The organism is Pseudomonas sp. FP453, from assembly GCF_030687495.1.
GTDB lineage: Bacteria > Pseudomonadota > Gammaproteobacteria > Pseudomonadales > Pseudomonadaceae > Aquipseudomonas.
Window position 1 is genome coordinate 1,655,572 of sequence record NZ_CP117435.1, and the last position, 24,332, is coordinate 1,679,903.

Here is a 24,332-nt window from a genome sequence, read left to right on the forward strand (position 1 = left end):
AAAATGGATACCTTTCGTGTGAGCTCAATATTCCGAATCTTAAGCGCATCGACTGAAGGCTCGTCGGTTTCCTTTGTGGCTCTTGAAACTAAATCTTTAATATATTTGTTTAGTAGCTTTCGATGTTCGCTTGTAGGCTTTCGAAAGATAGACGGATCAATGTCCAACTGCCTGCCAACCTCTAGCGTTAGCCGGTTAATCGAGGGGAACGGCTTCCCCTTCTTAAGGAGTATTAAACAGCTCTCGATACTTCGGAGGGTGTTGGCAAGCTGGTTTGCCTGGTAGGCAGCGCAGTTTGGTTTCCGTTTCATTGAAGCTGGCTACCGATTGAGAGAGAGTTAGAGTCGATGCGTTCAGCAATGTCAGCCACGGACAGGTTCATAGTTCCCATGATCGAAAGGACTTGCCCAACATACTTGTCCCGGTCAGGGCCTTGAGCAATGGCCATCTTAAGTAAGTCGGGATTCTTTGCGATTTTTTCAATCATGTATGGGTAGTTATGTGAGGCGAATTGAGGGTAGTCCTGACTGTCAAGCAGCTGAGCTATCACTCGTTGTGCAGGATTGTTCATATCAATCTCATGAGACTGGAAGTCTTTAAGATCTCGCATTCTGGTAATCAATCGCGGTTCAGAAGCGTCTTTGTCGAGACGATCTTTTAAAGCCTGCCTCACCAAATGGTAACTCCCCAATTCAAGCTTCGCCACGGTCAGTTCGTGATGGATAGCCTCGACTTCATGTCTGTTGGCTTTGCTTGCCTTTAGGGTTTTTAATTTGCTCACAAGACTTTCCGATTCACCGGTCAGTTTTCTGATCAAACAGTTTATCGCCGGCAAGTGATCGATGCCGAACACGGCAATCGGGCACAATCCACATACTCGTGATCGGCCAGTGAAGGCGATAAGGCCTTTAGGGCAATTCCCGTTTTTAAGGCAAATACAGTTCGTATAAAAGCCTACATCCGGATTTTTGTCGGTAGCGATAATCTGCATACCGGTCTTTTCATGCTCGATAACTGCTGAGCTTACGCTAATGAAGTTTTGATCTTGGGATAGTTTGGTTCGGTTTGTACTCCAGCCGACACTAATAGCATTGGACGTCATATAGGCGTTGCTTGCGGCAGGAGTCATTTGCGCCCAAGCGCTACGCATTATCAGTTTATTAGATTCTGATATCGCCTTAATCGACTCGGAGATATTCGGGACGGTGTAGTAATCTGTGGTGTGAGCGTTTTTATGGGCGACTTGCTGCTGAGCAACTCGAATGTCAAGGTGGCCATAAATCCGGGCGTGTGTGAGCCAGGTAGCTCTAAGTGAGTGTGGAGTATGGACAGACCTAATTTGCCCATGTTTGTTATACGTGACGAATTGGTGGTGGCGCTCTGAGGGGACTAGAGTGTTGTAAACGTCCTGTACACCATAAAGTAATAGCGCCCATTTTTCGGAGTAATTGGAGTCAGAAAAGGGAAGCCCATGACTATTCCAAGGGCTGCGGAATAGGGAGTAGATTTTTCCGTACTCTTTAGGGTCTGTAGGGTCATTTTCATAGTATGTCGGAGGGAGGGGGCGTTGGAACACCTCGCGCTGAAAATGTCGTTCGGCGATTAAGGCGTTCATGACGTCATCAGGAATTACGACTGGACGATCTTGGCCGTCTTTGTCTGTATTTACATAAAGAATGCAGGAGTTGAGTATTCGATGCTCAGGCTTGCTAAGTAAGTTGTCAAATGTATTGATATCGAGCCACTGGCAGTTTTGAAGGCGCAATCCACCATGTAGGGCAACGGAGAGCATCCTTGTAACGCTGATCCAAGGCATATAAACTTCGGTAGTAGCGGCTCCATACAGGCCCGGATACCAGGAGTAGACGTTAATGATACGCGTGAGTGAAATAACTAGCGCGTCATCTTCGTCGTCAGGATTGCTAATCTGGATGTCGTGGCTCAAACCAAGTTCATGTAGGTTGATCCACTCTGCTCGTCGGACTTCATCCAGTTGATTGCCTCTGAGTCTGCCCGTGAGGATCTGCTGTTGAAGAGATAGACCGATTTTATCAACGGCTTGGACGTATGCTTTAGCGATTACGGTTGAGTCAAGAGGAAGAACCACCTTGTCGGTACTTCCGCGTGCGCCGCTTCCAGAGCGATCAACCTTCAAGCTAACTGGATTATCAAATCCTGCCTCAACGGCAAACTCTACTTCGGCCTTTATGACTGCCTTGTCAACAATAATTACTTCGAAAAACTCGTGAATATTGGCTACGAATGCTGCCTTTGTTTTGGCGGAATATGCGGCGTCATAATACTGGCTCAGTGTACAAGGGACGGTGATCCCATCGAGCTTTTTTCCTACCCCAAAAAGATTGGCTTCGAGATCCTCTTTGGATATCGTGTTATTCCAGAAAATCACTCTTTCAAATTCGGATGGTCGTTCGGGGAAACGAACAATCGAACGAGGATTCTCTTCAAACCACAGTGGGAGATAAAAAAATACATAATCTAAAAGAAAATTGATCGCCTGTATTTTTTTGGAGCGGTAGCGGGTCGAGTGACTTTGTCGCTCAAGATATGCAAGGTAATAGTTTGCCGCTGCTAGCCAAAACCTCGAGAGGTTTTCGATGTTTATGTGCTCGCTACCAGGATAAAAATTGTTCTTTAGCCAAGAAAAATTTTTTGTGTCGCGATCAGGTTTGGGTGCGAGTATTGAGCGTTGTTCAATGCTTAGCTCTGAATTATTGGCGAGCTGTTTGGCAATCTCGTTATCCCTAACCCGTTTTTTAAGCGCAGTCTTTTCTCTCGCCCAATTAGATTGGTAGTGTCGTCTGGCGCGCTCGCGCTGCTTTGGAGTCATCTCCAAGGCGTCCTCGAACGGAACTGCGAAATAGTCCTTGAACTCTTCAATTGTCATCTTAAAGTCGTGGGCTGTAGACGACGAAGTGGATTTTGCCTGTAGATACTGGTGGTACTTCTCTAAATGATAGGCGTCTCCAGGAGATATGATATTAGGGTGCCTGGCGGCAAATGTTTGGATCCATGGCAGATATCGGAAAACATTTGGGTCGTGCACCCTATTGTCGCAAACACTTGGTGCTGCTTCCCAAAGCTCTTCAAGGCTTACGTCCTCAGCTTTTAGCCAGCTAGTTCTGTATTGGAAAACTCTTGAAGCTCTGGTGGTCTCTGGAAAGCCCTCTGAGTGCTCATAGATAAAACCTTTGCTTAATGATTCAAGCAGAGGGAATTTCGACCAGACACCTTGGAGCTGGAATGTGTGAGGCAAGGTCGCTAGGCCTTTCGACCACAAGATGAAAAACATTGCCCGAAACGATACCCGTAATCCCATAGCGTCTTCTAAGAAGGCTGGTAGGCATCCAGTTATCTTCTCATAAAGCGAACTCGCGAGGGCATTGTCTTCTGTTTTGAGTATTGCCAAGTCATACATTAGGTCAAGGTGAGTTCTGTTGATTTTTTTGAAGCCAGTTAAGCTTCTAAGAATGAAAAGCGAAAACCTGCTCCGATCCTGGCGACTAGAGCTGTCCAAGGCTTGGTCAACTTTATGGCCAAACTCCATTCGCATTTGTTTGCAAAGTTTTTTTAAGGCCTCTCGCACCTCTTTCTGGATGTTTACATTCGGTGCTAAGTTTACTTTTTCGGAGGTATTAATCATGCGGCAATTCGCTCCGAAAGATCATAGGCAAGCTCTGCGTATACAGCGGATCTGATCTGGTCAATGTTAGGATTTCTACCCCACAAAGCTTTCATGCGTTCTGCTGACTCGATTTCGGCGATCACAGTCTCTTCGCTGAGTCGAGCGTACTTTTCCGTTGACCTGATGTCCTTGTGGCCCATCAAAAGCTTTATCTCGGATAAAGTAAGGCCCATCTGATTACGACCGGGGATGTAAACAAAGTTTCTTGCCCATACCCCGTAAAAATGTCTCAGGCTGTGAGAGGTATAGGGCGCACCAGTCGCAGGAGACATAGTGCCGAGATCCACCTGCGCCTTCCTCAAGGCTCTATTCAGACTTCTGTTGAGCGAATTCATATTCCTCAAGAAAAGCAAGGGCTCCCCGTAAGTATGCTTTTCGTTCGAAACGAATAGATAGTCACTGTCTGTTGTTGGGCGGATATTAAGATAGTCGGCCAGGGCTTCAAAAAACATGTTTTTGAAAGGCTCAAACATGACAATGGACGCAAGTGTCCTGCCTTTGAATGGCAGCTTTCGCGCTGCTTTCTCCGCCGCAGGGTTGCGATGGTAGTTGGGATCTTCAATTTTGATTGTCCTCGCATCAATATCGACGTCTGACCTTCGGATCCCCCAAACTTCGGAGTGGCGCAATCCTCCTCCGGCAATCATGACAGCGGCGCATCGGCTTTCAGGATCTTCAATGTCATTGAGTAGTGTCAGAACATGTTCAGTGGGGAAGCTCCGACTTACCTGAGAGCCTTTGACCTTACCGCCAGGAATGCCACCTGGGGCGTAAGCGTGGGCATCCTTGGGGGTATTTCCGAACGTCAATGTATTGTTGTGAATGTTGTCCATTTCAGCTTTGGTACGCCGTCTGTCCTGCGTTTGGGGCAGGGACATGACATTGGAGAATGCGTCACTCTTGGTCAGGATCCGCATGGGGGATGCCAAGTCATTGAGCTTCATTTGGCTCGTGCGAAGGAAGTCATTGACCCCGGCCAAATATGTCTGGGCACTCCCAGATTTTACTGGCGTCTTTCCCAGGGCTTTAGCAGCTCGGCGTACGATGAAGTCAGTGCTGTTAATCCCTTTGGTCAAAAACTCCCAGTACAGGTTGATGGTCTTTTGGGCAACCTCGGGCGGCATGGGTGTGCCTCCCATCACACCTGTTTCGTAGCAGTAGTCGAAGAAATGCGCTACCGAGCTGCAATACTGGTAGGGCACTGACTCACCAAACGCATGGCCCACTTCTTTCGTTTTGTATCCCGCATACCTGTTGAAGGCGTCAATCGGACGCCCTGTGGCGGTCTCGAAGAGGCGAGGTGTATCCATCTGAATGAGATAAACATGCTTCACAGGCTTTTCCTTCTGGCCTGGGAGCCCCAAGCTGGCAGTCGAACATCTGTCTTTAGGGATAGAGAAGACTGACAATTCTTGGTTAAAACTTTAATCATGTATTGACACTCTTTTCTAAATGGTGTACAAAATCGTGACGGATTTTACACGTTTAGATTTTGCGTTGTGTAATTCCATTTCGAAATTAAAAGTCATCCATTGATGTTTTTCAGGAATATGGTGGGTGATTTGCCCTAGTCCGCTGCGTTCAGGGCGGATGCCTATTGACCTCTCAGGTTGCTCGGCGACAAGTCCGCACCATTCTTCGAGTCTCTTGTCCGATTCCTTCGCGCGACCAGCCAGGCACCCATCGCACATGCTGCAGTGCGAGAGCTGAGTTCGGCTTAGGGGCTCGCGGTGCGTCAGCAGAGGCTGTTTAAGTTTGTCGTAGCGGACGTTCTATGTGAGTCGCGACCGAATGCATTCCTGCTTGCCTTAGACCTTCTGAGCGCGTCTAACAGTTGATGACTGTTTGGCTTTGAAGCTCGGTTTTCTTTGTTCACAAACTGATGTGAGCGCAGGTGGTCGCTGATTTACGCGGAGAAAGAACTGCTTGATTGGAAGGCGGGTCTAGATGAGCGAGAGCGCTGATCGGAGAGGCTGGGGGCGGAGAGCCCGTGTTTACTGGGGGGGAGAGCAATTTTATGGAGCGGGTAGAGGGAATCGAACCCTCAACTAAAGCTTGGGAAGCTTTCGTTTTACCACTAAACTATACCCGCGTTTTGCACGTTCCTTTGCTCACAAAACGACATGTCCTATAAGAACCCTCGTCGGAAGCTTGGGAAGCTACTGTTCTACCATTAAACTATACCCGCTCAGAGCGGCTGACTTTGTACCAGATGTTCACCCGGATTTGAAGTTTTTCTTCAAAAATGTGCATGTGGGAGCTGGCTTGCCTGCGATGGCATCGCCTCGGTTTGCCTGATACTCCGAGGTGATGCCATCGCAGGCAAGCCAGCTCCCACATAGACCGCATTCTGCTTCAAATCGCAAAGGCATGTTGAGTCTGACCCTGGTGATAACGCAATCGACTGACCGGCCGCTCCGATTTCAGAAACCCGACGACAGCCTCCCGGCTGTCCCGGCACGCGGCCTTGTGCTCCATGTCGAGGAAGTGCCCCGTTGCCTGGATGGTGCTGAAGCTGCTGTGGGCCACATGCTGGCCGAACAACTTGGCGTCCTGGGCGCTGGTGTATTCGTCCCATTCGCCGTTCAAGAACAGCACCGGAATGTCGATCTGTTTGGCCGCCTTGAGGTAGCACAGGCGGTCGCTGTTGAGCACTTGGCTGATATGGAAGTGCATCTGCCCATATTCGTGCTCGGCCAGGCTGCTCACATGCTTGTAGTTGAAGCGTTTGAACAACGACGGCAGGTGTTTGCCGATGGTGTTGTTGACGAGATGCCCGACGCGGTCGCGGTCGAGGTTGCCGAGGTAGTCAACGCCACGTTCAAGGTAGTCGCGCATGGGCGTGTTGATCACCGGTGAGAACGAGCTGATCACCGCCTTCTCCACGCGCCGCGGGCGGTGGGCAAGGGCGACCAGGGTGGCGGCGCCGCCCCAGGAGAACGACAGCACGTGTTCGGCGGCGAAGTGGTCGATGAGTTCCAGGAGGATCTGGCCTTCGACGTCCTTCGTCAGCATTTGCTCATGGCGGTTATGGATTTTGGAACGGCCGGCGTAGGGCTGGTCGTACAAAACCACGTTGAATTGCGGGTGCAGGCTTTTCACGGTTTGGGCGAAGGATGCCGTGGTGGCCATGGAGCCATTGACCATGATGATGGTCTTTGCAGCAGCGTCCGCGCGATAGAACTCCGTGTAAACCCGATACTGACCCTGTATATCCAACACAGCGATTTCTGGCCTCATGTCGTAAGACTCCTGGCAAGCGGGTAGGGCGCGCAGATCACTCTGCACGAGCTTTGTGACAGGTAGGCATACGCCTGGAAAAGGGAGGCCCATGTCGATCCGATGACGGCTGGTCGACGGGTGTTGTTATGGCGGGCGGTTTTGCCTGGAAGGCCCGTAGATCAAGCGCGGGCGGGGCAAAGTGTTTCTTGGAGGTTATGGGCGACTCGCCAGTCATATTTCGGCTGACGGTTTGATTCAAGCAGCACAGGCGCCACCTCGCAAGGCGTCCAACTGGTTTTTTGCTATCACCGGCTGAACGGTCGTCAGACCTGTCCGATCTCGTCGTCGGTCAGCGCCCGATACTCCCCCGGCGCAAGGTCCGCATCCAACACCAAAGGGGCCCATTCGTTCGCGATGCAAGCCGATCACCTTGTTGTCGAAATGCCCGAACATGCGTTTCACCTGGTGATAGCGCCCTTCGACAATGCCCAATCGCGCCGTCGTCGGCCCCAGCAGTTCCAGGGTGGCAGGTTGGGTGGTGAGGTCTTCAAAGGCGAAGTACAGGCCGGCGGCAAACGTCGTGGCGTATTCGGGGCCGATCGCTTGCTCGGTTTCCACCAGGTACACCTTGGGCAGCTTGGTTTGCGGCTGCGTCAGGCGCCGCGACCACTGGCCGTCATTGGTGATCAGCATCAGGCCGGTGGTGTTGAAATCCAGACGGCCGGCGATGTGCAGCTCACCTTTGTCCGGGCACATCCAGCAGGTCGAGGACGGTTGGGTGCTGTGGGTCCGACGTGGCGCTCACACAGCCCTGCGGCTTGTGCAGCATGAAATAGCGCGCCGGTTTGCCGGCCTGCAACACTTCATCGTCGACACACACACGGCTGAATTCGCGCACCTCGTGATGAGGATCGCTGACTGCCACGTCATCCACTGTCACACGCCGTTCGACCAGCAATATGCGTACTTGCTGGCGATTGAAACGCGGCAGGTTGCTGAGGAAGCGATCTACACGCATTACGGCTGTTCAGCGCCGCGCAATTGCGCGTCCACCTGGGCGCAGCGTGGGCACAGGCAGGCCTGGTTGCGCAGTGCATCGGGTAACGCCTCAAGCACGGCCGGGTCGATGGTGACGCCGTAGCACCAGCACGCTTGGTCGGCCGTGCGCGGGTCGGCCAGGGTGCAGTCGTTGCGGGCGCCGCAGGCGGGGCAGAGGGTTGGCGTGGTCATGGCTCGGTTCAGGCTGGATCTCGGTGGGGTGGCACGATACAGCGTCGCCGCAGACCGTGCCAAACAGACTGGGAAATGCCGGCGCTCCGGTCGTCCGATCTACGTGTTTCAAGCTGTGTCAAAAACGCACCAGATTCGGTTTTTGATGTCAGATGTTTCGTCATTCAGTGAAAGCTGAATGCCGCCCCCCAGCGTCGCTGGAGGAGCTCTTCCGCGGTCCAGGAGGCCGCCATGTATCGACGACTGCTACTCACTGCCTTGCTCGCCCTGACCTTGTCCGCGTGTGTGCCCTATTACGACGGTGGCGGCACTTACTATCGCTCCGAGGTCTACACCACCCCGGCACCGGCGTATTACTACGGCGGCGGTTCTTCCTACTACGGGCGCAGCTATTACGCGCCCGCACCGCGCTACTATCCTGCGCCACGCTACTACCAGGCGGCACCGCGTTATTACCAGCCAGCGCCGCGTTACTACTCAAGGCCTGGCTACCGGCCTTATCCGAACCAGGGCTGGGACAATCGCGGTGGTCACGACCGAGGCGGACGGGGTGACGGCGGCCATCGCGGGCACCGTTAACGCTCAGACAAATCCGCCAGGGGGTGCCGGCCTTCCCACGCTTTGTGGAAATGCGCCTGCACCACCGCCTCCGGCACCGCATGCACATCCGGCCAATGCCAATGGGGCTGCTGGTCCTTGTCGATCAGCCGCGCGCGTACCCCTTCGGCAAATTCCGGGTGGCGGCAGCAGTTAAGGCTCATGGTGTATTCCATCTGGAACACCTGGGCGAGGGACAAATGACGGCCGCGCTGGATCTGTTCCCACACCAGATGCGCGGTCAACGGGCAGCCTTCACTCAGGGTCTTGCCGGCGCGGCTGAATAGCGGGTCGCTGTGGTCGCGCAACTGGCTCAAGGCGCGCCAGGCGCAGCGTACATCGCCGACATCCAGCCATTCGTCGATCTGCGTCCGGCGCGGCAGCCACTGCGCTTCGGGTTGCTGGCTGTGCGCTTCCTGGGCCAGGGCCTTGAGCAGGCTGTTGAGCTGCATCGGTGTTTGTTCCTGCCAGTTCAATTGCAGCAAGCCGTCGATCAGTTCGTCTTGCTGGTCATCGCGCAGGAAGCGGTCGGCCAGGCCCAGGTCCAACGCATCGCGACCGTTAATATGCGCGCCGGTCAGGCCGAGGAACAACCCGAGCTTGCCCGGCAGGCGCGGCAAAAACCAACTGGCGCCCACATCCGGGTACAGGCCGATGCTGATCTCGGGCATGGCCAGGCGGCTGCTCGGCGTGACGATGCGCACTGTCGCACTTTGCAACAGGCCCATGCCGCCGCCCAGTACGTAGCCATGGCCCCAGCAGATCAGCGGTTTTGGATAGGTATGCAGGCGATAGTCGAGGCGATATTCCGCTGCAAAAAACTGTGCGGCCAACGCCGGAACAACGCCGGGCTGTTCACGGCATTCCATCGCGAGGCTGCGCACTTCGCCGCCGGCGCAAAAGGCTTTGGGCCCATTGCCGCGCAGCAGCACGCAAACGATATTCGGGTCTTTCGCCCAACTGTCCAGGCGCTCGCCCAGGGCCAGGATCATCGGCAGGGAGAGGGCGTTGAGGGATTTTTCCGCGTCCAGGCTGGCGATACCGATGCGGGCACCGTCGCTGCCGGTCAGCTCTTCGAAGTGCAGGTTCATCGTGACCTCATTCGGGAAGGTAGAGGATCAGTATGATCGCTTCGTAGGAAAGTGCCGGTGGTGTGTCAGATCAATTGACAAGCGGGGTCGGCTTTCCTAGGGTTCGCCTCATTCTTTTTGACAAGACCATTCCAACATGACCGAAGGCGACCGTATCAAACTCGAACCCACCTGGAAGCACGCCCTGCGCGATGAGTTCGAACAGCCCTACATGGCCCAGTTGCGCGAGTTCCTGCGTGAGGAACATGCGGCCGGCAAAGAGATTTATCCACCCGGCCCGCTGATCTTCAACGCGCTCAACTCCACGCCGCTGGACAAGGTCAAGGTGGTGATCCTTGGCCAAGACCCGTACCACGGCCCCGGCCAGGCCCATGGTTTGTGCTTCTCGGTGCAACCGGGCATACCGACGCCGCCGTCGCTGCTCAATATCTACAAAGAGCTCAAGCGCGACCTGAACATCGACATCCCCAACCACGGCTGCCTGCAAAGCTGGGCCGACCAGGGCGTGCTGATGTTGAACACCACCATGACCGTGGAACGCGCCAACGCCAATGCGCATGCGGGCAAGGGCTGGCAGTTCTTTACGGATCGGATTATCGAGGTGGTCAGTGAGCACCAGCCGCATCTGGTGTTCTTGCTGTGGGGCGCCCATGCCCAGGGCAAGCAGAAGCTGATCGATGCCACCAAGCATCTGGTGCTGACCTCAGTGCACCCGTCGCCGTTGTCGGCGTATCGCGGGTTTTTGGGGTGCGGGCATTTCAGCCGTACCAACAAGTTTCTTGAGCAGAATGGCGAGACGGCAATTGAGTGGCGGTTGCCGCCACTCTAAACATTGTGGGAGCGGGCTTGCCCGCGATCGCGGTGGGCCAGCTGGCATCTTTGTCACAGGCATTGCGCTATCGCAGGCAAGCCAGCTCCCACAGTTGGGGAGCGCTGAAGCGTTAAGTTTTTTCCGGCTGGCGGTTCCAGTGTCGGAATAGTGGCTCCGCCAAAAACAACACAAACAACAACCGCATCACCTGCATCGCCGTCACCAACGGCACCGACAATTGCAGGGTCTCGGCCGTCAGGCTCATCTCGGCAATCCCGCCGGGCATCATGCCCAATGTCAGCGAGCGCAAGTCCAGGTGGGTCAGGGCACTCAGGCCGACTGCCGCCAACGTCGCCAACGCCATGGTCAGCGCCGTACCGATCAAGGTGCGGCCCATGAACGACGGCGCTCGGCGAAAGAACTGTCGGTTGAAGTGGCAACCCAAACCGCTGCCGATCAACCATTGGCCAATCTGGCTGCCGCCGTCGGGCAAACCGATATGCAGATCCCACACAACACTGGCGGTCGCACTCACCAGCAACGGCCCGAACAACCACGGATTCGGCTGACGCAAGCGCTGCCAGCCCCAGGCCACCAACGCCCCCATCGGAAACAACGCCAACAGCCAAGGCCAACTCACCGGCGCCGGATGAAACTGCGGCGCGCCGCCCTCAAGCACATACTTGAAGATCGCCGGCACACACAGCACCACCACCAACACCCGCAGACTCTGCCCCGCCGCGACACGGCTGAGCACCGCGCCATTGCGTGCGCCGAGGTTGACCATCTCGCCGGAACCGCCCGGCATGCTGGAGAAAAACGCGGTGGCGCGGTCTTCACCGCTGCGCCGCATCAGCCACACGCCGACGACACTGGAAAGACTGGTGACCAGCGCGCCAAAGAAGATCAGCCCGAAGTGGCTCATCACTTGCTCGATCACCACCGGCGTAAAGTGCAGGCCGATGCCGATCCCGACCACCCATTGGCCGCATTTGCGCCCGCCGGGAATCTCCGCCAACTGCCACGGCGTGAGGCAACGCACGAGGATAATCGCCAGCAACGAGCCGACCATGTACGGCAAAGGCCAGCCGACAAGGCTGGCCAGGTAACCGCCGGCCAGGCCGACCAGCGGTGTTCCCCACCAATGTTTAAAGGTGACCTCAGACATCGGCCACGGCACGACGCTGCAGGGCACGTTTGCGGTAGATACGCACCAGCGGGAAGGCCAGCATCAGCGCGGTCAGCACCCACACACCAAAGGTGATCGGGCTCGACCAGAGGATGTCCAGCGCACCGTTGGAAATCGACAGCGCCCGGCGCAGGTTCTGCTCCATCAGGCCGCCGAGGATAAAGCCCAGCAGCACCGGCGACAGCGGGAAGTCGAGCTTGCGCAGGATGTAGCCGAAGATGCCGATGCCGACCATCAGGAACAGGTCGAAGGTGGTGGCGTGAACGGCGTACACACCAATCGCGGTGATGATGGCGATCACCGGCACCAGCGCCCAGTTCGGCACGGCAAGGATGCGCGTGAAGATGCGGATCATCGGGATGTTGAGGATCACCAGCATGATGTTGGCGATAAACAACGACGCGATCAGGCCCCAGACGATGTCGGGTTGCTGTTGGAACAGCAGCGGGCCGGGGGTGATGTTGTACAGCGACAGCGCGCCGATCATCACCGCCGTGGTGCCCGAACCGGGTACGCCGAGGGTCAGCATTGGCACCAGGGCGCCGCAGGCAGAAGCACCAATCGCGGTTTCCGGGGCGGCGAGGCCGCGCATGTCGCCCTGACCGAACTTACCGCTGGCACCGGCCAGGCGTTTCTCGGTCATGTAGGCAACGGCCGAGGCCAGTGTTGCGCCAGCGCCGGGCAATACGCCCATGATGAAACCGAGCAGGCCGCAACGGATATTCACCACGAAGACTGCGGACGCTTCCTTCAGGTTGAACATCATCCGTCCGGTGGCTTTCACCGCTTCCTGGCCACGGTGGGTTTTTTCCAGGAGCAACAGGATCTCGCTGATGGAGAACAGACCCAGCACCAGTACGACAAACTGGATGCCGTCGGTGAGGTGGATGTTGTCGCCGGTAAAGCGGTACACGCCGCTGTTGGCGTCGATGCCCACCGCCGAGAGGAACAGGCCGATCAGCGCCGCGACAAAGGTCTTCAACGGCTTGTCACCGGCCATGCCGCCCAGACAGACAATCGCGAACACCATCAGTACGAAATATTCCGCCGGGCCGAAGGCAATTGCCCATTTGGCCAGCAACGGCGCAAACAGCACCATGCCGCAGGTGGCGATAAACGCGCCGATGAACGAACTCCATGCCGACAACGACAGCGCCACACCGGCCAGGCCTTTGCGGGCCATCGGGTAACCGTCGAGGGTGGTCATCACGGTGGAGGCTTCGCCCGGGATGTTGAGCAGGATCGAGCTGATCCGGCCGCCGTATTCGCAGCCCAGGTACACGGCCGCCAGCAGGATCAGCGCCGATTCCGGCGGCAAGCCCAGGGCAAACGCGATGGGGATCAACAACGCCACGCCGTTGATCGGGCCCAGGCCCGGCAACAGGCCGACCACGGTGCCGATCAGGGTGCCGCACAACGCGGTCACCAGGTTGTACGGGGACAGTGCAACGCCGAAGCCCTGGCCCAAATAGCCGAAAGTATCCATATCAGTTCTCCAGAACGTCGAGCAGGCCCAGGGGCAGCGGTACATCCATGGCTTTGTCGAACAGCAGGTACAGGCCGATGGCCATGAGGCTGACGATCACCACGCTCGGCAACCAGCGGCCGCCATACAGGCGCGCCATGGGGATGCCGATCAGCATGCTGCTGAGGATGAAACCCAGGGGCTCGAAGGTGCCGGCGAACACGATCAACAGGCCGACGCAGATGGCGATCTTGATCAGGGTTTCGCGGTCCAGCGCCGGTTCTTCTTCGGTGTGTTTGGTCGGCTGTGGGCGGATGATCATGTAGATCAGGCCCAGGCTCATCAGCCCGAGCATCAGCAACGGGTAGGCACGCGGCCCGACCGGCTCGTAGGAAAACGCGGCCTGGTACGGCCACGCCATCAGCGCAAGACCGGCACAGACCAGCAACATCACAGAGGCGAAAATGCGTTGTAAGAGCATGTGAAACTCCTGGGCCACGCCCGTTGAGTCAACAGGCATGGCCTTGAGACAGAGGGGCGATTACTGGATCAGGCCAAACTCTTTGGCCAGCACTTTGTAGTCAGCCACTTGTTTCTTCACGTAGGTGTCCAGCTCCGGGCCGGTCATGGCGAACGGGAACAGCTCGCGCTGGTCACGCAGCTTGGCGAACTCGTCGGAAGCCAGCAGTTTGTCGAACGCGTCTTTCCACCAGGCGTAGTCGGCATCGCTGACTTTTGGCCCGAGGTAGAAGCCACGTACTACGGGCCAGACGATGTCGTAGCCTTGCTCTTTGGCGGTCGGAATATTCTTCATTTCCGGCTCGTCCAGGCGCTCTTCGGAGAACACCGCCAGCAGGCGCATGTCACCGCTGAGGATGTGGGGCATGGAGTCGGAGATGTCGGTACTGCCCACCTGGATGTGGCCGCCGAGCAGGGCCGTGGCGATTTCGCCGCCGCCTTCAAGGGCCACGTAGCGCAGCTCACGCGGGTTGATCCCGGCGGCCTTGGCGATCAGTGCGGTTTGCATCCAGTCCTGGCTGCCGACTGTGCCGCCGGAACCGATCACGACGCTGCCCGGATCTTTCTTCAGGGCTTTGACGAGATCGTCGAGGGTCTTGTAGGGCGAATCGTTTTTCACTGCGATGGCACCGTAGCTGGTGCCGACCGCTGCCAGCCAACGTACGGCGCTCTCATCGAAGCGGCCGAACTTGCCTTGGGCCAGGTTCAGCAGCGAACCGCTGGACCACGCCACCAGGGTGCCGGCATCCGCCGGGCGCTGGGCGACCACGGCGTTGTAGGCCACCGCGCCGACGCCGCCGGGCATGTAGGTCACGCGCATCGGCTTGCTCAGCAGCTTCTCGTTGACCAGCGCGCTTTGCGCCAGTTTGCAGGTCAGGTCAAACCCGCCGCCGGGGGAGGCCGGGGCGATGCATTCCGGGCGCTTGGGTTCTTCGGCGGCCAGCAGTTGGCCGGCGAACAGTACGCAGCCGGCGGCGAGGGCCAATTTACGCAGTGAAAGGGTCATGGTGTTCTCCTTCATTGTTGTTATGAGTTGCTACTACCAGAGTGCGACGCTGTAGCTGACCAGCACGCGCATTTCATCTGCATCACGGGCTGAGTAGTTGGAGCGGTAGGTGGCATTGCGCAGGCGCACGGCCACGTCCTTGAACGTGCCGCTTTGCACCACGTACTTGATCTCGCTGTTGCGCTCCCACTCTTTGCCGGTGTCGCCGTTTTTGAGCTGGATGTTGTCACCCGAAATGTAACGGCTCATGAAACTCAGGCCGGGGATGCCCAGTTTGACGAAATCGAAGTCGTAGCGCGCCTGCCAGGAGCGTTCTTTGGCGCCGGCAAAGTCGTTGATCTGCACGAAGTTGACCAGGTACGGGTCGCTGCCATCCACATACGGAAACGCATTGTCGCCGGACATGTGCTGGTAGCCGGCGCTGAGCTTATGGCCATTGAGGGCATAGCTGAACAGGCCGTTTAGGGATGTGTTGTCGATCTTGCCGCCACGGGCTGAGCCGGTGTCATCGCTGATGGCCAGGCGCAGGTCGGTGGCGAAGGTGCCGGGGCCCATCGGGCGGGCGGCGACGAGGCCGAGGAAGTGCTGGCGGTACACGTCGTCGAGCTGGGCGAAGTGGTAGCTGCCGGTGATCTTGTCGGCGAACTTGTAGTCCACGCCACCGAAGTTGAAGTGCTTGCCGGTGGCGCCGCTGACGAAGCGGCTGTTCTTGTTGTTGAGGGCGATGTCTTCGTAATTGGTGTCGTCGCGGTCCTTGGCTTTGTCCAGGCGGCCACCGGTGAACACCAGGTTCTTGAATTCCTTGGAGGTGATCAGGCCGCCGTTGAAGGTCTGCGGCAGGATGCGCCCGTCGTTGGGCTTGAGGATCGGCAGTTCGGGGGCCAGTGAGCCGATCTTCAGCTCGGTGGCGGAGATCTTCACTTTGCCGGTCAGGCCCAGCTTGGAGTACTCATTGGCGGCGCGGCCATCATCGTGAGTGGGCAGCAGGCCGGTGCCGGTGCGGTCGGGGCTGGAGTCGAGCTTGACCCCGAGCATGCCCAGCGCATCCACGCCAAAGCCGACGGTGCCGTCGGTGTAGCCCGATTGCAGGTTGAGCATGAAGCCCTGGGCCCATTCGTCGCGCTTGGATTGCTGCGCGCTGGTGCCGTCGCGAAAGTCGCGGTTGAAGTACATGTTGCGGGTTTCCAGGGTACCGCTACTGTCTTCGAAGAAGGCAGCCTGGCTAAGCGGCGAAAAGCCGGCAAGGGCAGCGGCACTGGCGAGGGCGGTCTGGGTCAGGCGGGAAAAACGCACAGGCGTGAGAGCCTGGGGCTGTGTCGACAGCATCGTGGTGTACTCCGTTATTGTTCTTATTTGACGAAAACGCTTCGAGGCGTTTTTCGGGTGCTGCGGCTCAGGCAGCGCGGTGGGCAGAGACCACCGTGACGGGATGCTAAAGGGCGAAGCTTTCACTAACCTTTCAATGGCCTTTCAATGTTTTCGGGCTTCACAGGGCAGGTTGCGCCTGTAAACTGCCCGCCACAGCGTGGCGTCGCCCACCCCTGAACGAGGTACAAATCCATGCGTGTCCTGTTGGTTGAAGACCACCTGCAACTCGCCGAAAGTGTCGCCCAGGCGCTCAAGAGCACGGGTTTGACCGTCGATGTGTTGCACGATGGGGTGGCCGCGGACCTGGCCCTGAGCAGCGAGGAGTACGCTGCGGCGATCCTGGATGTGGGCTTGCCGCGCATGGACGGTTTCGAGGTGCTGGCGCGCTTGCGGGCGCGTGGGAAAAATCTGCCGGTGCTGATGCTGACCGCGCGCAGCGACGTGAAAGACCGTGTGCACGGGCTGAACCTCGGTGCGGACGATTACCTGGCCAAGCCTTTTGAACTGACTGAACTGGAAGCCCGGGTCAAGGCCCTGCTGCGGCGCAGCGTGTTGGGCGGCGAGCGCCAGCAGACGTGCGGGGTGCTGGTCTACGACCTCGACACTCGCCGTTTCACCGTGGGCGGCGAGCTGATGACGTTGACGTCCCGCGAGCAAGCCGTGCTGGAAGCGCTGATTGCGCGGCCGGGGCGGGTCATGAGCAAAGAGCAACTGGCGTCCCAGGTCTTCGGCCTGGATGAAGAAGCCAGCCCCGATGCGATCGAAATCTACGTGCACCGCCTGCGCAAGAAACTCGATGGCCAACCGATCGCCATCGTGACCTTCCGTGGCCTCGGTTATCTGCTGGAAGCGCGCGATGCATAAACCCAGCAGTCTGCGCTGGCGCCTGTTGTGGAACCTGGCGCTGTTGCTGGTGTTGCTGATGCTCGCCAGCGGCATGAGTGCCTACTGGAACGGGCGCGAGGCGGCCGACACCGCCTACGACCGCACCTTGCTCGCCTCGGCGCGGACCATCGCCGCCGGGTTGACCCAGGTCGACGGCACCCTCAGCGCCAACGTGCCGTATGTGGCGCTGGATACCTTCGCCTACGACAGCGCCGGGCGCATTTACTACCAGGTCAATGACATTGATCAGAAGCTGATCTCCGGTTACGAAAACCTCCCCGGCCCGCCGCCCGGTACGCCGCGCACCGATGATTATCCAGCGTTGGCGCGCTTTTACGACGCGGTGTATCAGGGCCAGCCGGTGCGCGTGGTCAGCCTGCTCAAGGCCGTCTCCGAACCGAACATGAACGGCATGGCGGAAATCCGCGTGGCCGAAACCGATGAAGCGCGCGTCAGCATGGCCCGCAGCCTGATGGCCGACACCTTGCTGCGCCTGGGCATGCTCGCGGTGGGCGCCTTGCTGCTGGTGTGGTTCGCCGTGAGCGCGGCGTTGCGCCCGCTGGAGCGCTTGCGCACCGCCGTGGAAGAGCGCCAGCCCGACGACCTGCGGCCGTTGCCGCTGGTGGAAGTGCAGCATGAGTTTGGCCCGCTGGTGCGTTCCCTCAATCACTTCACTGAACGCCTGCGCGGGCAGTTCGAGCGCCAGGCGCAGTTTATTGCCGACGCCGCCCACGAACTGCGCACGCCGTTGGCCGCGCTGAAGGCCCGTCTCGAACTGGGCCTGCGTGCCGAAGACCCGCCGACCTGGCGCAGCACCCTGGAAAGCGCCGCCCAGGGCACCGACCGCCTGACCCACCTGGCCAATCAACTGCTGTCCCTGGCGCGCATCGAAAACGGCGCGCGGGCGATTGCCGAGGGCGGCGCGCAGTTGCTCGACCTCAGCCAGTTGGCCCGGGAATTGGGCATGGCCATGGCGCCCTTGGCCCATGCGCGTGGCGTGGCGTTGGCGTTGGAAGCCGACGAGCCGGTGTGGCTGCGCGGCGAACCGACGTTGTTGAACGAGCTGTTGAGCAACCTGGTGGACAATGCCCTGGCGCACACGCCACCGGGCGGCAACGTGATCTTGCGGGTGACAGCGCCGGCGGTGCTGGAAGTGGAAGATGATGGACCGGGCATCCCGCTGGATGAGCGGGACCGGGTGTTCGAGCGCTTCTACCGGCGCAGCCAGCAGGGCCTGGGGTCGGGCCTGGGGCTGGCGATTGTCGGCGAGATCTGCCGCGCGCACCTGGCGCAGATCAGCCTGCACGATGGCGAACGGGCGGGGCTGAAGGTGCGGGTGAGCTTTATCGCCGGTTGATCAGTAGAACATCGAGCGTGCTTCATCCAGCTCGGCGCGCAGGGCTTCGCTGTAGGGGTCGACCCGCAGCTTCTTGAGGGCCGGCAGGGTGGCGGCCGAGACATTCGCCAAGGGGTGGTCGGTTCCGCGATAGCAATACAGCACGGCGATTTGCACCAGGTCGATGTAGTCGAGGGTAGGGGAGTCGCGCTCCATATCCAGGTACTGCCCCGGCAGGTTGGCGAGCATCTCCGGGAAATCCCAGCCGCGTAGCAGTTTGTCGCCGAGCAGCGGGTGGATGCTGTCGATCACATGGTTGAGTGCCACCGGGTCCGACAGCAGTTCGTAGTGGTCTTCGGCATAGGTCAGGATCGGCAGCACGCCAATCTGATGCACCAGGCCGCCCAGGGCAGCCTGGTCCGGCTTGAGCTGGCTGTGGCTGCGGCACAACGCATAGCTGACGCCCGCCACTTCCAGGCTACGGCGCCAGACATCGCGCATCTTCTGTTCGACCGCTTCGGAACGGGCGTGGAAGATCTGTTCCATCACCAGGCCGATGGCCAGGTTGCTGCTGTAGTTGGTGCCCAGCCGGGTGATGGCGGTGTGCAGGTCGGTGACTTCCTGGGTCGCGCGCAACAACGGGCTGTTGACCACTTTGATCAGGCGTGCCGACAGCGCGGTGTCGCGCCCGATCACTTTGCTCAAGTGGCTGATGCTGATGTCCGGGTCTTCAGCGGCCTGACGAATCTTCAGCGCCACTTCCGGTAATGTCGGCAGAACCAGGTCATCGTTGTCGATGGCCGTAATCAAAGCCTGTTGGACTTTTTCCGCCAGCTTGTTCATTCATGATCTCTAGGGTGTTGCAAAAAGGTACGGCGACTAACGCTGGATCTCTCGATCACGGTCGAGTGTGTAAGGCAGGTCAAGCAGGTGCAGACCGGGGCCTTCCAGGGTGCCGAGGTGCACATCGCCACTGTCGGCTGCTTCGGCTTGCAACACGGCCAAAAGTTCAACCGCCTGGTCAGCTTTTGCTGCAATCACCACTTCGCCGATCGAGCTGTTATGGCTGGGGGAAAACAGCGGGGTGCCTGGCTCGGGCATTTCAGCGCCATCGAGGCGCAAGCGGTACAGGCGACGCTTGAGCTTGCCCAGGTACTGCATGCGCGCGACGATTTCCTGGCCGGTGTAGCAGCCTTTCTTGAAGCTGACGCCGCCGACGGCCTGCAGGTTGAGCATTTGCGGGATGAACAGCTCGCGGGTTTGCGCCATGACCTGGCCGATGCCGGCGCGGATCTGGCCCAGCAGCCATTCGTTCAGACCTGCTTCTTTAAGCTGTGCAGTCAATTGGCTGCGTACGGCCTCGGCCTGTTCGACGGGCACCCAGAGTTCGGCGCGGCCGGGGGAAACCCGAATGGCGATCAGGTGTTCAGTGCGGGCAACGCTGTCGGTGTCGGCGGGCAGTTCAAGGCCCAGGCCGGCCAGCGCTTGATCCGCATCCATCAGGCCGAAACGCACCCAGGCGGCGCTTTCGTCGGTGAGTTTGGATTTGGAGAACACCGCGTATTTCTTCAGGTCGGCCAGTTGCGGTTCCAGCAGCTCGCTGGCCATGGCCAGTAACACGCCGTCACCTTGCAGCAGGATGCGGAAGCTCGACTGCATGCGCCCTTTTTGCGTGCAGCGCGCGCCGAGGCTGGCCTGGGTGTCGCTCAGGTAATTGAGGTTGCAGGTCAGTTGCCCTTGCAGGAACTTGGCAGCGTCGGCGCCGCGGACGGCGAGAACGCCTTCGTGGGACAGGGGGCAGAAGAAAGCGGAGTCAGCCATGGGTCATCGCAGGTCAAAAAGTCATGGGTGCATCATAGAGGGGCGCCCGGCAAATGGATAGTTTCCGTATGGGGCGACCAAAGCCGACTGTTCCGGTGCGGCCGGGCCTGTATACTTGCCGCCTATTTGAGGAGCGCTCCATGGTCGAAGATGTAGAAATCAATCGCCTCTACTGGCACAGCCGTCGCGGCATGCTGGAGTTGGATGTGTTGCTGGTGCCTTTCACCAAGGAGGTCTACGCGACGCTCGACAAGGTGGACCGCGACCTCTACGTCCGGCTGCTGACGTGCGAAGACCAGGACATGTTCGGCTGGTTCATGGAACGCGCCGAATCGGAAGACCCTGAGCTGCAGCGCATGGTTCGGATGATCCTGGATCGTGTCCAGCCCAAGTAATACGTTTGAATGCCGCTGGCAGGCCTCACGGCTGTTGCTGGCGGCGTATCTCCTTGCCCAGCTGTTCGCGCTGGGTGCGCTGTTGTCCCTCGACCTGCCTTATTCAAGCCTCGGCGTGCTGGTGTGCCTGGCGCATGCCGCCTGGGTTTTGCCGCGCCATGTGCTGCTGACTCACCGTTCGTCTGTTCGTGGCCTGCGCCGCGATGAAAGCGGCTGGCAGTTGTGGAGCGCGGCGCGTGGCTGGCATGGCGTGCAGTTGCGTCCCGACAGCCTGGCGTTGCCGTTGATCGTGGTGCTGCGTTATCGCGTGCCGGGGCAGTGGTGGGTGCGTTCGATCTGTGTGCCGGCCGATTCGCAGGCTGCCGATCTGCATCGGCGCCTGCGGGTGCGTTTGAAGTTCAGTCGCCGTAGGTGGTTGGCACCAGGATAGTGTCGCGGGCCTCGGGCAGCATGTCGGGGTAGTCGAGGGTGTAATGCAGGCCGCGGCTTTCCTTGCGTTCCATGGCGGAGCGAATCATCAGTTCCGCCACTTGGGCCAGGTTGCGCAACTCGATCAGGTCGCGGCTGACTTTATAGTTGCTGTAGAACTCGTCGATCTCATCCAGCAGCAGCCGCACGCGATGTTGCGCGCGTTGCAGGCGCTTGTTGGTGCGCACGATCCCCACGTAGTCCCACATGAACCGCCGCAGCTCGTCCCAGTTGTGGGCGATGATCACGTCTTCGTCCGAATCGGTGACCTGGCTCGCGTCCCAGCGGGGCAGGGCGTCTGGCACGGCGATGCGCGGCAGTTGTTCGAGGATGTCCGCCGCCGCCGAGCGCGCGTAGACGAAGCATTCGAGCAGCGAATTGCTGGCCATGCGGTTGGCGCCGTGCAGGCCGGTGAAGCTGGTTTCGCCAATCGCATACAGGCCGGGCACGTCGGTGCGGCCGTGTTGGTCGACCATCACGCCGCCGCAGGTGTAGTGCGCGGCCGGGACCACGGGGATCGGGCCTTTGGTGATGTCGATGTTGAACGTCAGGCAGCGCTCGTAGACGGTCGGGAAGTGCGTCTTGATGAAGGCTTCGGGCTTGTGGCTGATGTCCAGGTACACGCAGTCGATGCCCAGGCGCTTCATTTCATGGTCGATGGCGCGGGCGACGATGTCCCGTGGCGCCAGTTCGGCGCGGGGGTCGAAGCGCTGCATGAAACGCTCGCCGTTCGGCAGCTTCAGGTGGGCGCCTTCGCCGCGCAGCGCTTCGGTGATGAGGAAACTCTTGGCCTGCGGGTGGTACAGGCAGGTCGGGTGGAACTGGTTGAACTCCAGGTTGGCCACCCGGCAGCCCGAGCGCCAGGCCATGGCGATGCCGTCGCCACAAGCACCGTCGGGGTTGCTGGTATAGAGGTAGACCTTGGCGGCGCCGCCTGAGGCGAGGATGGTGAAGCGTGCGCCGTAGGTATCGACTTCGCCGCTGGCGCGGTTGAGTACGTAGGCGCCGAGGCAGCGCTCGCCGTCCAGGCCCAGGCGTTTTTCGGTGATCAGGTCGACGGCGACGCGTTGCTCCAGCAGTTCGATGTTGGGGCGTTGGCGGGCTTGTTCGAGCAGGGTCTTGAAGATGGCGGCGCCGGTGGCGTCGGCGGCGTGGATGATGCGCCGGTGGCTGTGGCCGCCCTCGCGGGTCAGGTGGAACTCGAAACCGCCATCGTCGCTGCCCGCGTGTTCATCGCGGGTGAACGGCACGCCTTGGTCGATCAGCCATTGGATCGCTTCGCGGCTATGCTCGACGGTGAAGCGCACGGCGTCTTCGTTGCACAGGCCGCCGCCGGCGTTGAGGGTGTCTTCGACGTGGGATTGCACCGTGTCAGTGTCGTCCAGCACGGCGGCGACGCCGCCCTGGGCCCAGAATGTCGAGCCGTTGGCCAGGTTGCCTTTGCTCAGTACGGCAATTCGCAGGTGGCTGGGGAGGGTCAGCGCCAGGCTCAAGCCGGCCGCGCCGCTACCGATCACCAGAACATCGTGTTGAAACTGTTGGCTCATTTGAAGGATTCCGCAAAAAGCGATCCAAAGGACTGGCGCAAACAGGACGCCTGGATCGGCGAATCAAAGGGTCACACGGGCTACTAGTATATAGAGGGGCTGAGCGGCACAATAGCCGGGCATTCGTGGCAATGTGAGATTACGGTGCACGGCGTGGGTAAAATCGGCCGGTTATTGAAGTGGGAACTTTTTGCATAAGCCCCGACTCAATAGCAGGTTGCCCGAAAGCTGGGAAAACGTTGAGTTTATTGGCCCGTCGGGTGCATTGGACGCGTCAGAAAACCGGCGACAAGATTATTCGCGCAGTCGGCGTTGCCCGTGCTGCGTTTTTCGTGTGTGCCAAATCAGTGCATGCCGGAAACTTGCTTTGAGGGGGAGAACTTTTGCGAAAAGTCCTAGTCTATGTTTGCAAGCCTGATCGTTTAGTTATGCAAGCCTCCTTCAAGCACAACGAGGAGTGTTCATGCTAACCCAGGAAGAGGATCAGCAGCTGGTCGAGCGCGTTCAACGCGGCGACAAGCGCGCATTTGATCTGCTAGTGCTGAAATACCAGCACAAAATTCTCGGGTTGATCGTGCGGTTTGTGCACGACACCCATGAAGCGCAGGACGTTGCACAGGAAGCCTTTATCAAGGCCTACCGTGCACTTGGCAATTTCCGCGGTGACAGTGCGTTTTACACGTGGCTGTACCGCATCGCCATCAACACGGCGAAGAACTATCTGGTGTCTCGCGGACGCCGCCCACCGGATAGCGATGTTAGTTCAGAAGATGCTGAATTCTACGATGGTGATCACGGCCTCAAAGATCTCGAGTCGCCGGAGCGTGCATTGCTGCGCGACGAGATCGAAGGCACCGTTCATCGCACTATTCAGCAACTGCCAGAAGATTTGCGTACGGCGTTAACTTTACGTGAATTCGACGGTCTGAGTTACGAAGACATTGCGAGCGTCATGCAGTGTCCGGTGGGGACTGTACGGTCACGGATCTTCCGGGCCCGGGAAGCCATCGATAAAGCCTTGCAACCGTTGTTGCAGGAAAACTAAAGACAGCGGCGACAGCCAAGAGAGGAACCGCCATGAGTCGTGATGCCCTGCAGGAATCGCTGTCCGCAGTGATGGATAACGAAGCGGATGAACTGGAACTTCGTCGAGTGCTCAACGCATTTGATGATGCCGAAACCCGTGATACCTGGTCTCGTTACCAAGTCGCTCGGGCGGTGATGCACAAGGATCTACTAATCCCTCGTCTGGATATTGCTGCGGCCGTTTCTGCCGCACTAGCTGATGAAGCCGTTCCGGCAAAAGCTGCTCGTGGTCCATGGCGTAGCCTGGGTCGCCTGGCAGTTGCTGCCTCGGTGACCGTCGCGGTATTGGCAGGTGTTCGCCTGTACAACCAGGACGAAATCGCCGGCGCCGAACTGGCCCAGCAGACTCAGCAACCGGTGATGGCTGGACCTCAGGTCAAAGGCCCAGCGGTACTGGCCGGCTACAAGGAAAGCTCTGACACCACCGGTCCGATGGCCAATGGTGTTCTGCAAGGGCAATCCGGCTGGCAGGACCAGCGTCTTCCAGGCTACCTGCGCCAACACGCTCAGGAATCAGCTCTGAAAGGCACTGAAACCGCTCTGCCCTATGCTCGCGCAGCAAGCCTGGAAAACCGCTAATCCGTAAGGAGCTC

21 protein-coding genes, 1 tRNA gene and 1 pseudogene are annotated in these 24,332 nt (G+C 58.7%); 8 read left to right on the forward strand and 15 right to left on the reverse strand.

Going from position 1 to position 24,332, the window contains the following annotated elements; translation table 11 throughout:
• Positions 1 to 307 precede the first annotated feature (307 nt).
• The 6 genes and pseudogenes from PSH87_RS07505 to PSH87_RS07530 form a co-directional block, all read right to left on the reverse strand.
• A complete protein-coding gene (locus PSH87_RS07505) occupies positions 308 to 3,661 on the reverse strand; it encodes a hypothetical protein (protein ID WP_305433017.1) in 3,354 nt (1,117 codons plus the stop codon).
• Positions 3,658 to 5,037: a site-specific integrase gene (locus tag PSH87_RS07510; protein ID WP_305433018.1), complete on the reverse strand. Its 1,380-nt coding sequence runs from the start codon at positions 5,035 to 5,037 to the stop codon at positions 3,658 to 3,660. The genes PSH87_RS07505 and PSH87_RS07510 overlap by 4 nt, the downstream gene beginning before the upstream one ends.
• A 684-nt stretch (positions 5,038 to 5,721) precedes the next feature.
• Positions 5,722 to 5,795, reverse strand: a tRNA-Gly gene (locus PSH87_RS07515).
• Between the two features lie 263 nt (positions 5,796 to 6,058).
• Positions 6,059 to 6,943, reverse strand: coding sequence for an alpha/beta fold hydrolase (locus PSH87_RS07520; RefSeq protein ID WP_257780262.1), 885 nt, complete (start codon positions 6,941 to 6,943; stop codon positions 6,059 to 6,061).
• Between the two features lie 305 nt (positions 6,944 to 7,248).
• Positions 7,249 to 7,943, reverse strand: a pseudogene (locus PSH87_RS07525) (16S rRNA pseudouridine(516) synthase).
• Entirely contained in the window at positions 7,943 to 8,155 is a 213-nt protein-coding gene (locus tag PSH87_RS07530) for a cysteine-rich CWC family protein (protein ID WP_017736370.1), read from the reverse strand. The pseudogene PSH87_RS07525 and the gene PSH87_RS07530 overlap by 1 nt, the downstream one beginning before the upstream one ends.
• A gap of 231 nt (positions 8,156 to 8,386) precedes the next feature.
• On the opposite strand from PSH87_RS07530, the gene PSH87_RS07535 reads away from it, so the two are divergent.
• Positions 8,387 to 8,734: a hypothetical protein gene (locus PSH87_RS07535; protein WP_305433019.1), complete on the forward strand. Its 348-nt coding sequence runs from the start codon at positions 8,387 to 8,389 to the stop codon at positions 8,732 to 8,734.
• Here PSH87_RS07535 and PSH87_RS07540 read toward each other — a convergent pair.
• The gene (locus PSH87_RS07540) at positions 8,731 to 9,843 is read right to left on the reverse strand and encodes an enoyl-CoA hydratase/isomerase family protein (RefSeq protein ID WP_305433020.1); all 1,113 of its coding nucleotides are present in this window, start codon (positions 9,841 to 9,843) and stop codon (positions 8,731 to 8,733) included. The genes PSH87_RS07535 and PSH87_RS07540 overlap by 4 nt on opposite strands.
• A 136-nt stretch (positions 9,844 to 9,979) precedes the next feature.
• Between PSH87_RS07540 and ung the strand changes: the two genes are divergently transcribed.
• Positions 9,980 to 10,672 carry a uracil-DNA glycosylase gene (ung, locus tag PSH87_RS07545; RefSeq protein ID WP_017736367.1) on the forward strand — a complete coding sequence of 231 codons (693 nt, stop codon included), beginning with the start codon at positions 9,980 to 9,982 and terminating at the stop codon, positions 10,670 to 10,672.
• Between the two features lie 112 nt (positions 10,673 to 10,784).
• Here ung and PSH87_RS07550 read toward each other — a convergent pair whose 3' ends face one another.
• Genes PSH87_RS07550 through PSH87_RS07570 form a run of 5 tightly spaced genes read right to left on the reverse strand, consistent with a single transcriptional unit; the run spans position 10,785 to position 16,159 of the window.
• Positions 10,785 to 11,822 (reverse strand): AbrB family transcriptional regulator, encoded by a 1,038-nt coding sequence (locus PSH87_RS07550; protein ID WP_305433021.1) that lies wholly within the window; start codon positions 11,820 to 11,822, stop codon positions 10,785 to 10,787.
• Positions 11,815 to 13,329, reverse strand: a complete 1,515-nt coding sequence (locus PSH87_RS07555) for a tripartite tricarboxylate transporter permease (protein ID WP_065899413.1) — start codon at positions 13,327 to 13,329, stop codon at positions 11,815 to 11,817. Before PSH87_RS07555 ends, PSH87_RS07550 begins: the two co-directional genes overlap by 8 nt.
• A gap of 1 nt (position 13,330) precedes the next feature.
• Positions 13,331 to 13,789, reverse strand: coding sequence for a tripartite tricarboxylate transporter TctB family protein (locus PSH87_RS07560; RefSeq protein ID WP_017736364.1), 459 nt, complete (start codon positions 13,787 to 13,789; stop codon positions 13,331 to 13,333).
• Positions 13,790 to 13,849: 60 nt separating this feature from the next.
• A complete protein-coding gene (locus tag PSH87_RS07565; RefSeq protein ID WP_017736363.1) occupies positions 13,850 to 14,833 on the reverse strand; it encodes a tripartite tricarboxylate transporter substrate binding protein in 984 nt (327 codons plus the stop codon).
• Positions 14,834 to 14,866: 33 nt separating this feature from the next.
• Positions 14,867 to 16,159, reverse strand: a complete 1,293-nt coding sequence (locus PSH87_RS07570) for an OprD family porin (RefSeq protein WP_305433022.1) — start codon at positions 16,157 to 16,159, stop codon at positions 14,867 to 14,869.
• Positions 16,160 to 16,393: 234 nt separating this feature from the next.
• Here PSH87_RS07570 and PSH87_RS07575 point away from each other — a divergent pair, with 234 nt between their 5' ends.
• On the forward strand, positions 16,394 to 17,065 hold the full coding sequence (locus PSH87_RS07575) for a response regulator (RefSeq protein WP_017736361.1): 672 nt from the start codon (positions 16,394 to 16,396) through the stop codon (positions 17,063 to 17,065).
• A complete protein-coding gene (locus tag PSH87_RS07580) occupies positions 17,058 to 18,443 on the forward strand; it encodes a sensor histidine kinase (protein ID WP_017736360.1) in 1,386 nt (461 codons plus the stop codon). Before PSH87_RS07575 ends, PSH87_RS07580 begins: the two co-directional genes overlap by 8 nt.
• On the opposite strand, the gene PSH87_RS07585 is transcribed toward PSH87_RS07580, so the two are convergent.
• A complete protein-coding gene (locus tag PSH87_RS07585; RefSeq protein WP_017736359.1) occupies positions 18,444 to 19,265 on the reverse strand; it encodes an HDOD domain-containing protein in 822 nt (273 codons plus the stop codon).
• A 36-nt stretch (positions 19,266 to 19,301) separates the two neighbouring features.
• Positions 19,302 to 20,243, reverse strand: coding sequence for a folate-binding protein YgfZ (locus PSH87_RS07590; protein ID WP_026136751.1), 942 nt, complete (start codon positions 20,241 to 20,243; stop codon positions 19,302 to 19,304).
• Positions 20,244 to 20,383: 140 nt separating this feature from the next.
• Between PSH87_RS07590 and PSH87_RS07595 the strand changes: the two genes are divergently transcribed.
• Together PSH87_RS07595 and PSH87_RS07600 are read left to right on the forward strand one after the other, a co-directional pair.
• Positions 20,384 to 20,638, forward strand: coding sequence for a succinate dehydrogenase assembly factor 2 (locus PSH87_RS07595; RefSeq protein ID WP_017736358.1), 255 nt, complete (start codon positions 20,384 to 20,386; stop codon positions 20,636 to 20,638).
• Positions 20,622 to 21,068: a hypothetical protein gene (locus PSH87_RS07600; protein ID WP_026136750.1), complete on the forward strand. Its 447-nt coding sequence runs from the start codon at positions 20,622 to 20,624 to the stop codon at positions 21,066 to 21,068. The genes PSH87_RS07595 and PSH87_RS07600 overlap by 17 nt, the downstream gene beginning before the upstream one ends.
• Here the strand turns inward: PSH87_RS07600 and nadB are convergent.
• Positions 21,037 to 22,653 (reverse strand): L-aspartate oxidase, encoded by a 1,617-nt coding sequence (gene nadB, locus PSH87_RS07605; RefSeq protein WP_305433023.1) that lies wholly within the window; start codon positions 22,651 to 22,653, stop codon positions 21,037 to 21,039. The genes PSH87_RS07600 and nadB overlap by 32 nt on opposite strands.
• Before the next feature lie 463 nt (positions 22,654 to 23,116).
• Here nadB and rpoE point away from each other — a divergent pair, with 463 nt between their 5' ends.
• A complete protein-coding gene (rpoE, locus tag PSH87_RS07610; RefSeq protein ID WP_003172477.1) occupies positions 23,117 to 23,698 on the forward strand; it encodes an RNA polymerase sigma factor RpoE in 582 nt (193 codons plus the stop codon).
• A 32-nt stretch (positions 23,699 to 23,730) separates the two neighbouring features.
• Positions 23,731 to 24,318 (forward strand): sigma-E factor negative regulatory protein, encoded by a 588-nt coding sequence (locus tag PSH87_RS07615; protein ID WP_016975168.1) that lies wholly within the window; start codon positions 23,731 to 23,733, stop codon positions 24,316 to 24,318.
• The last annotated feature ends 14 nt before the right edge of the window (positions 24,319 to 24,332 follow it).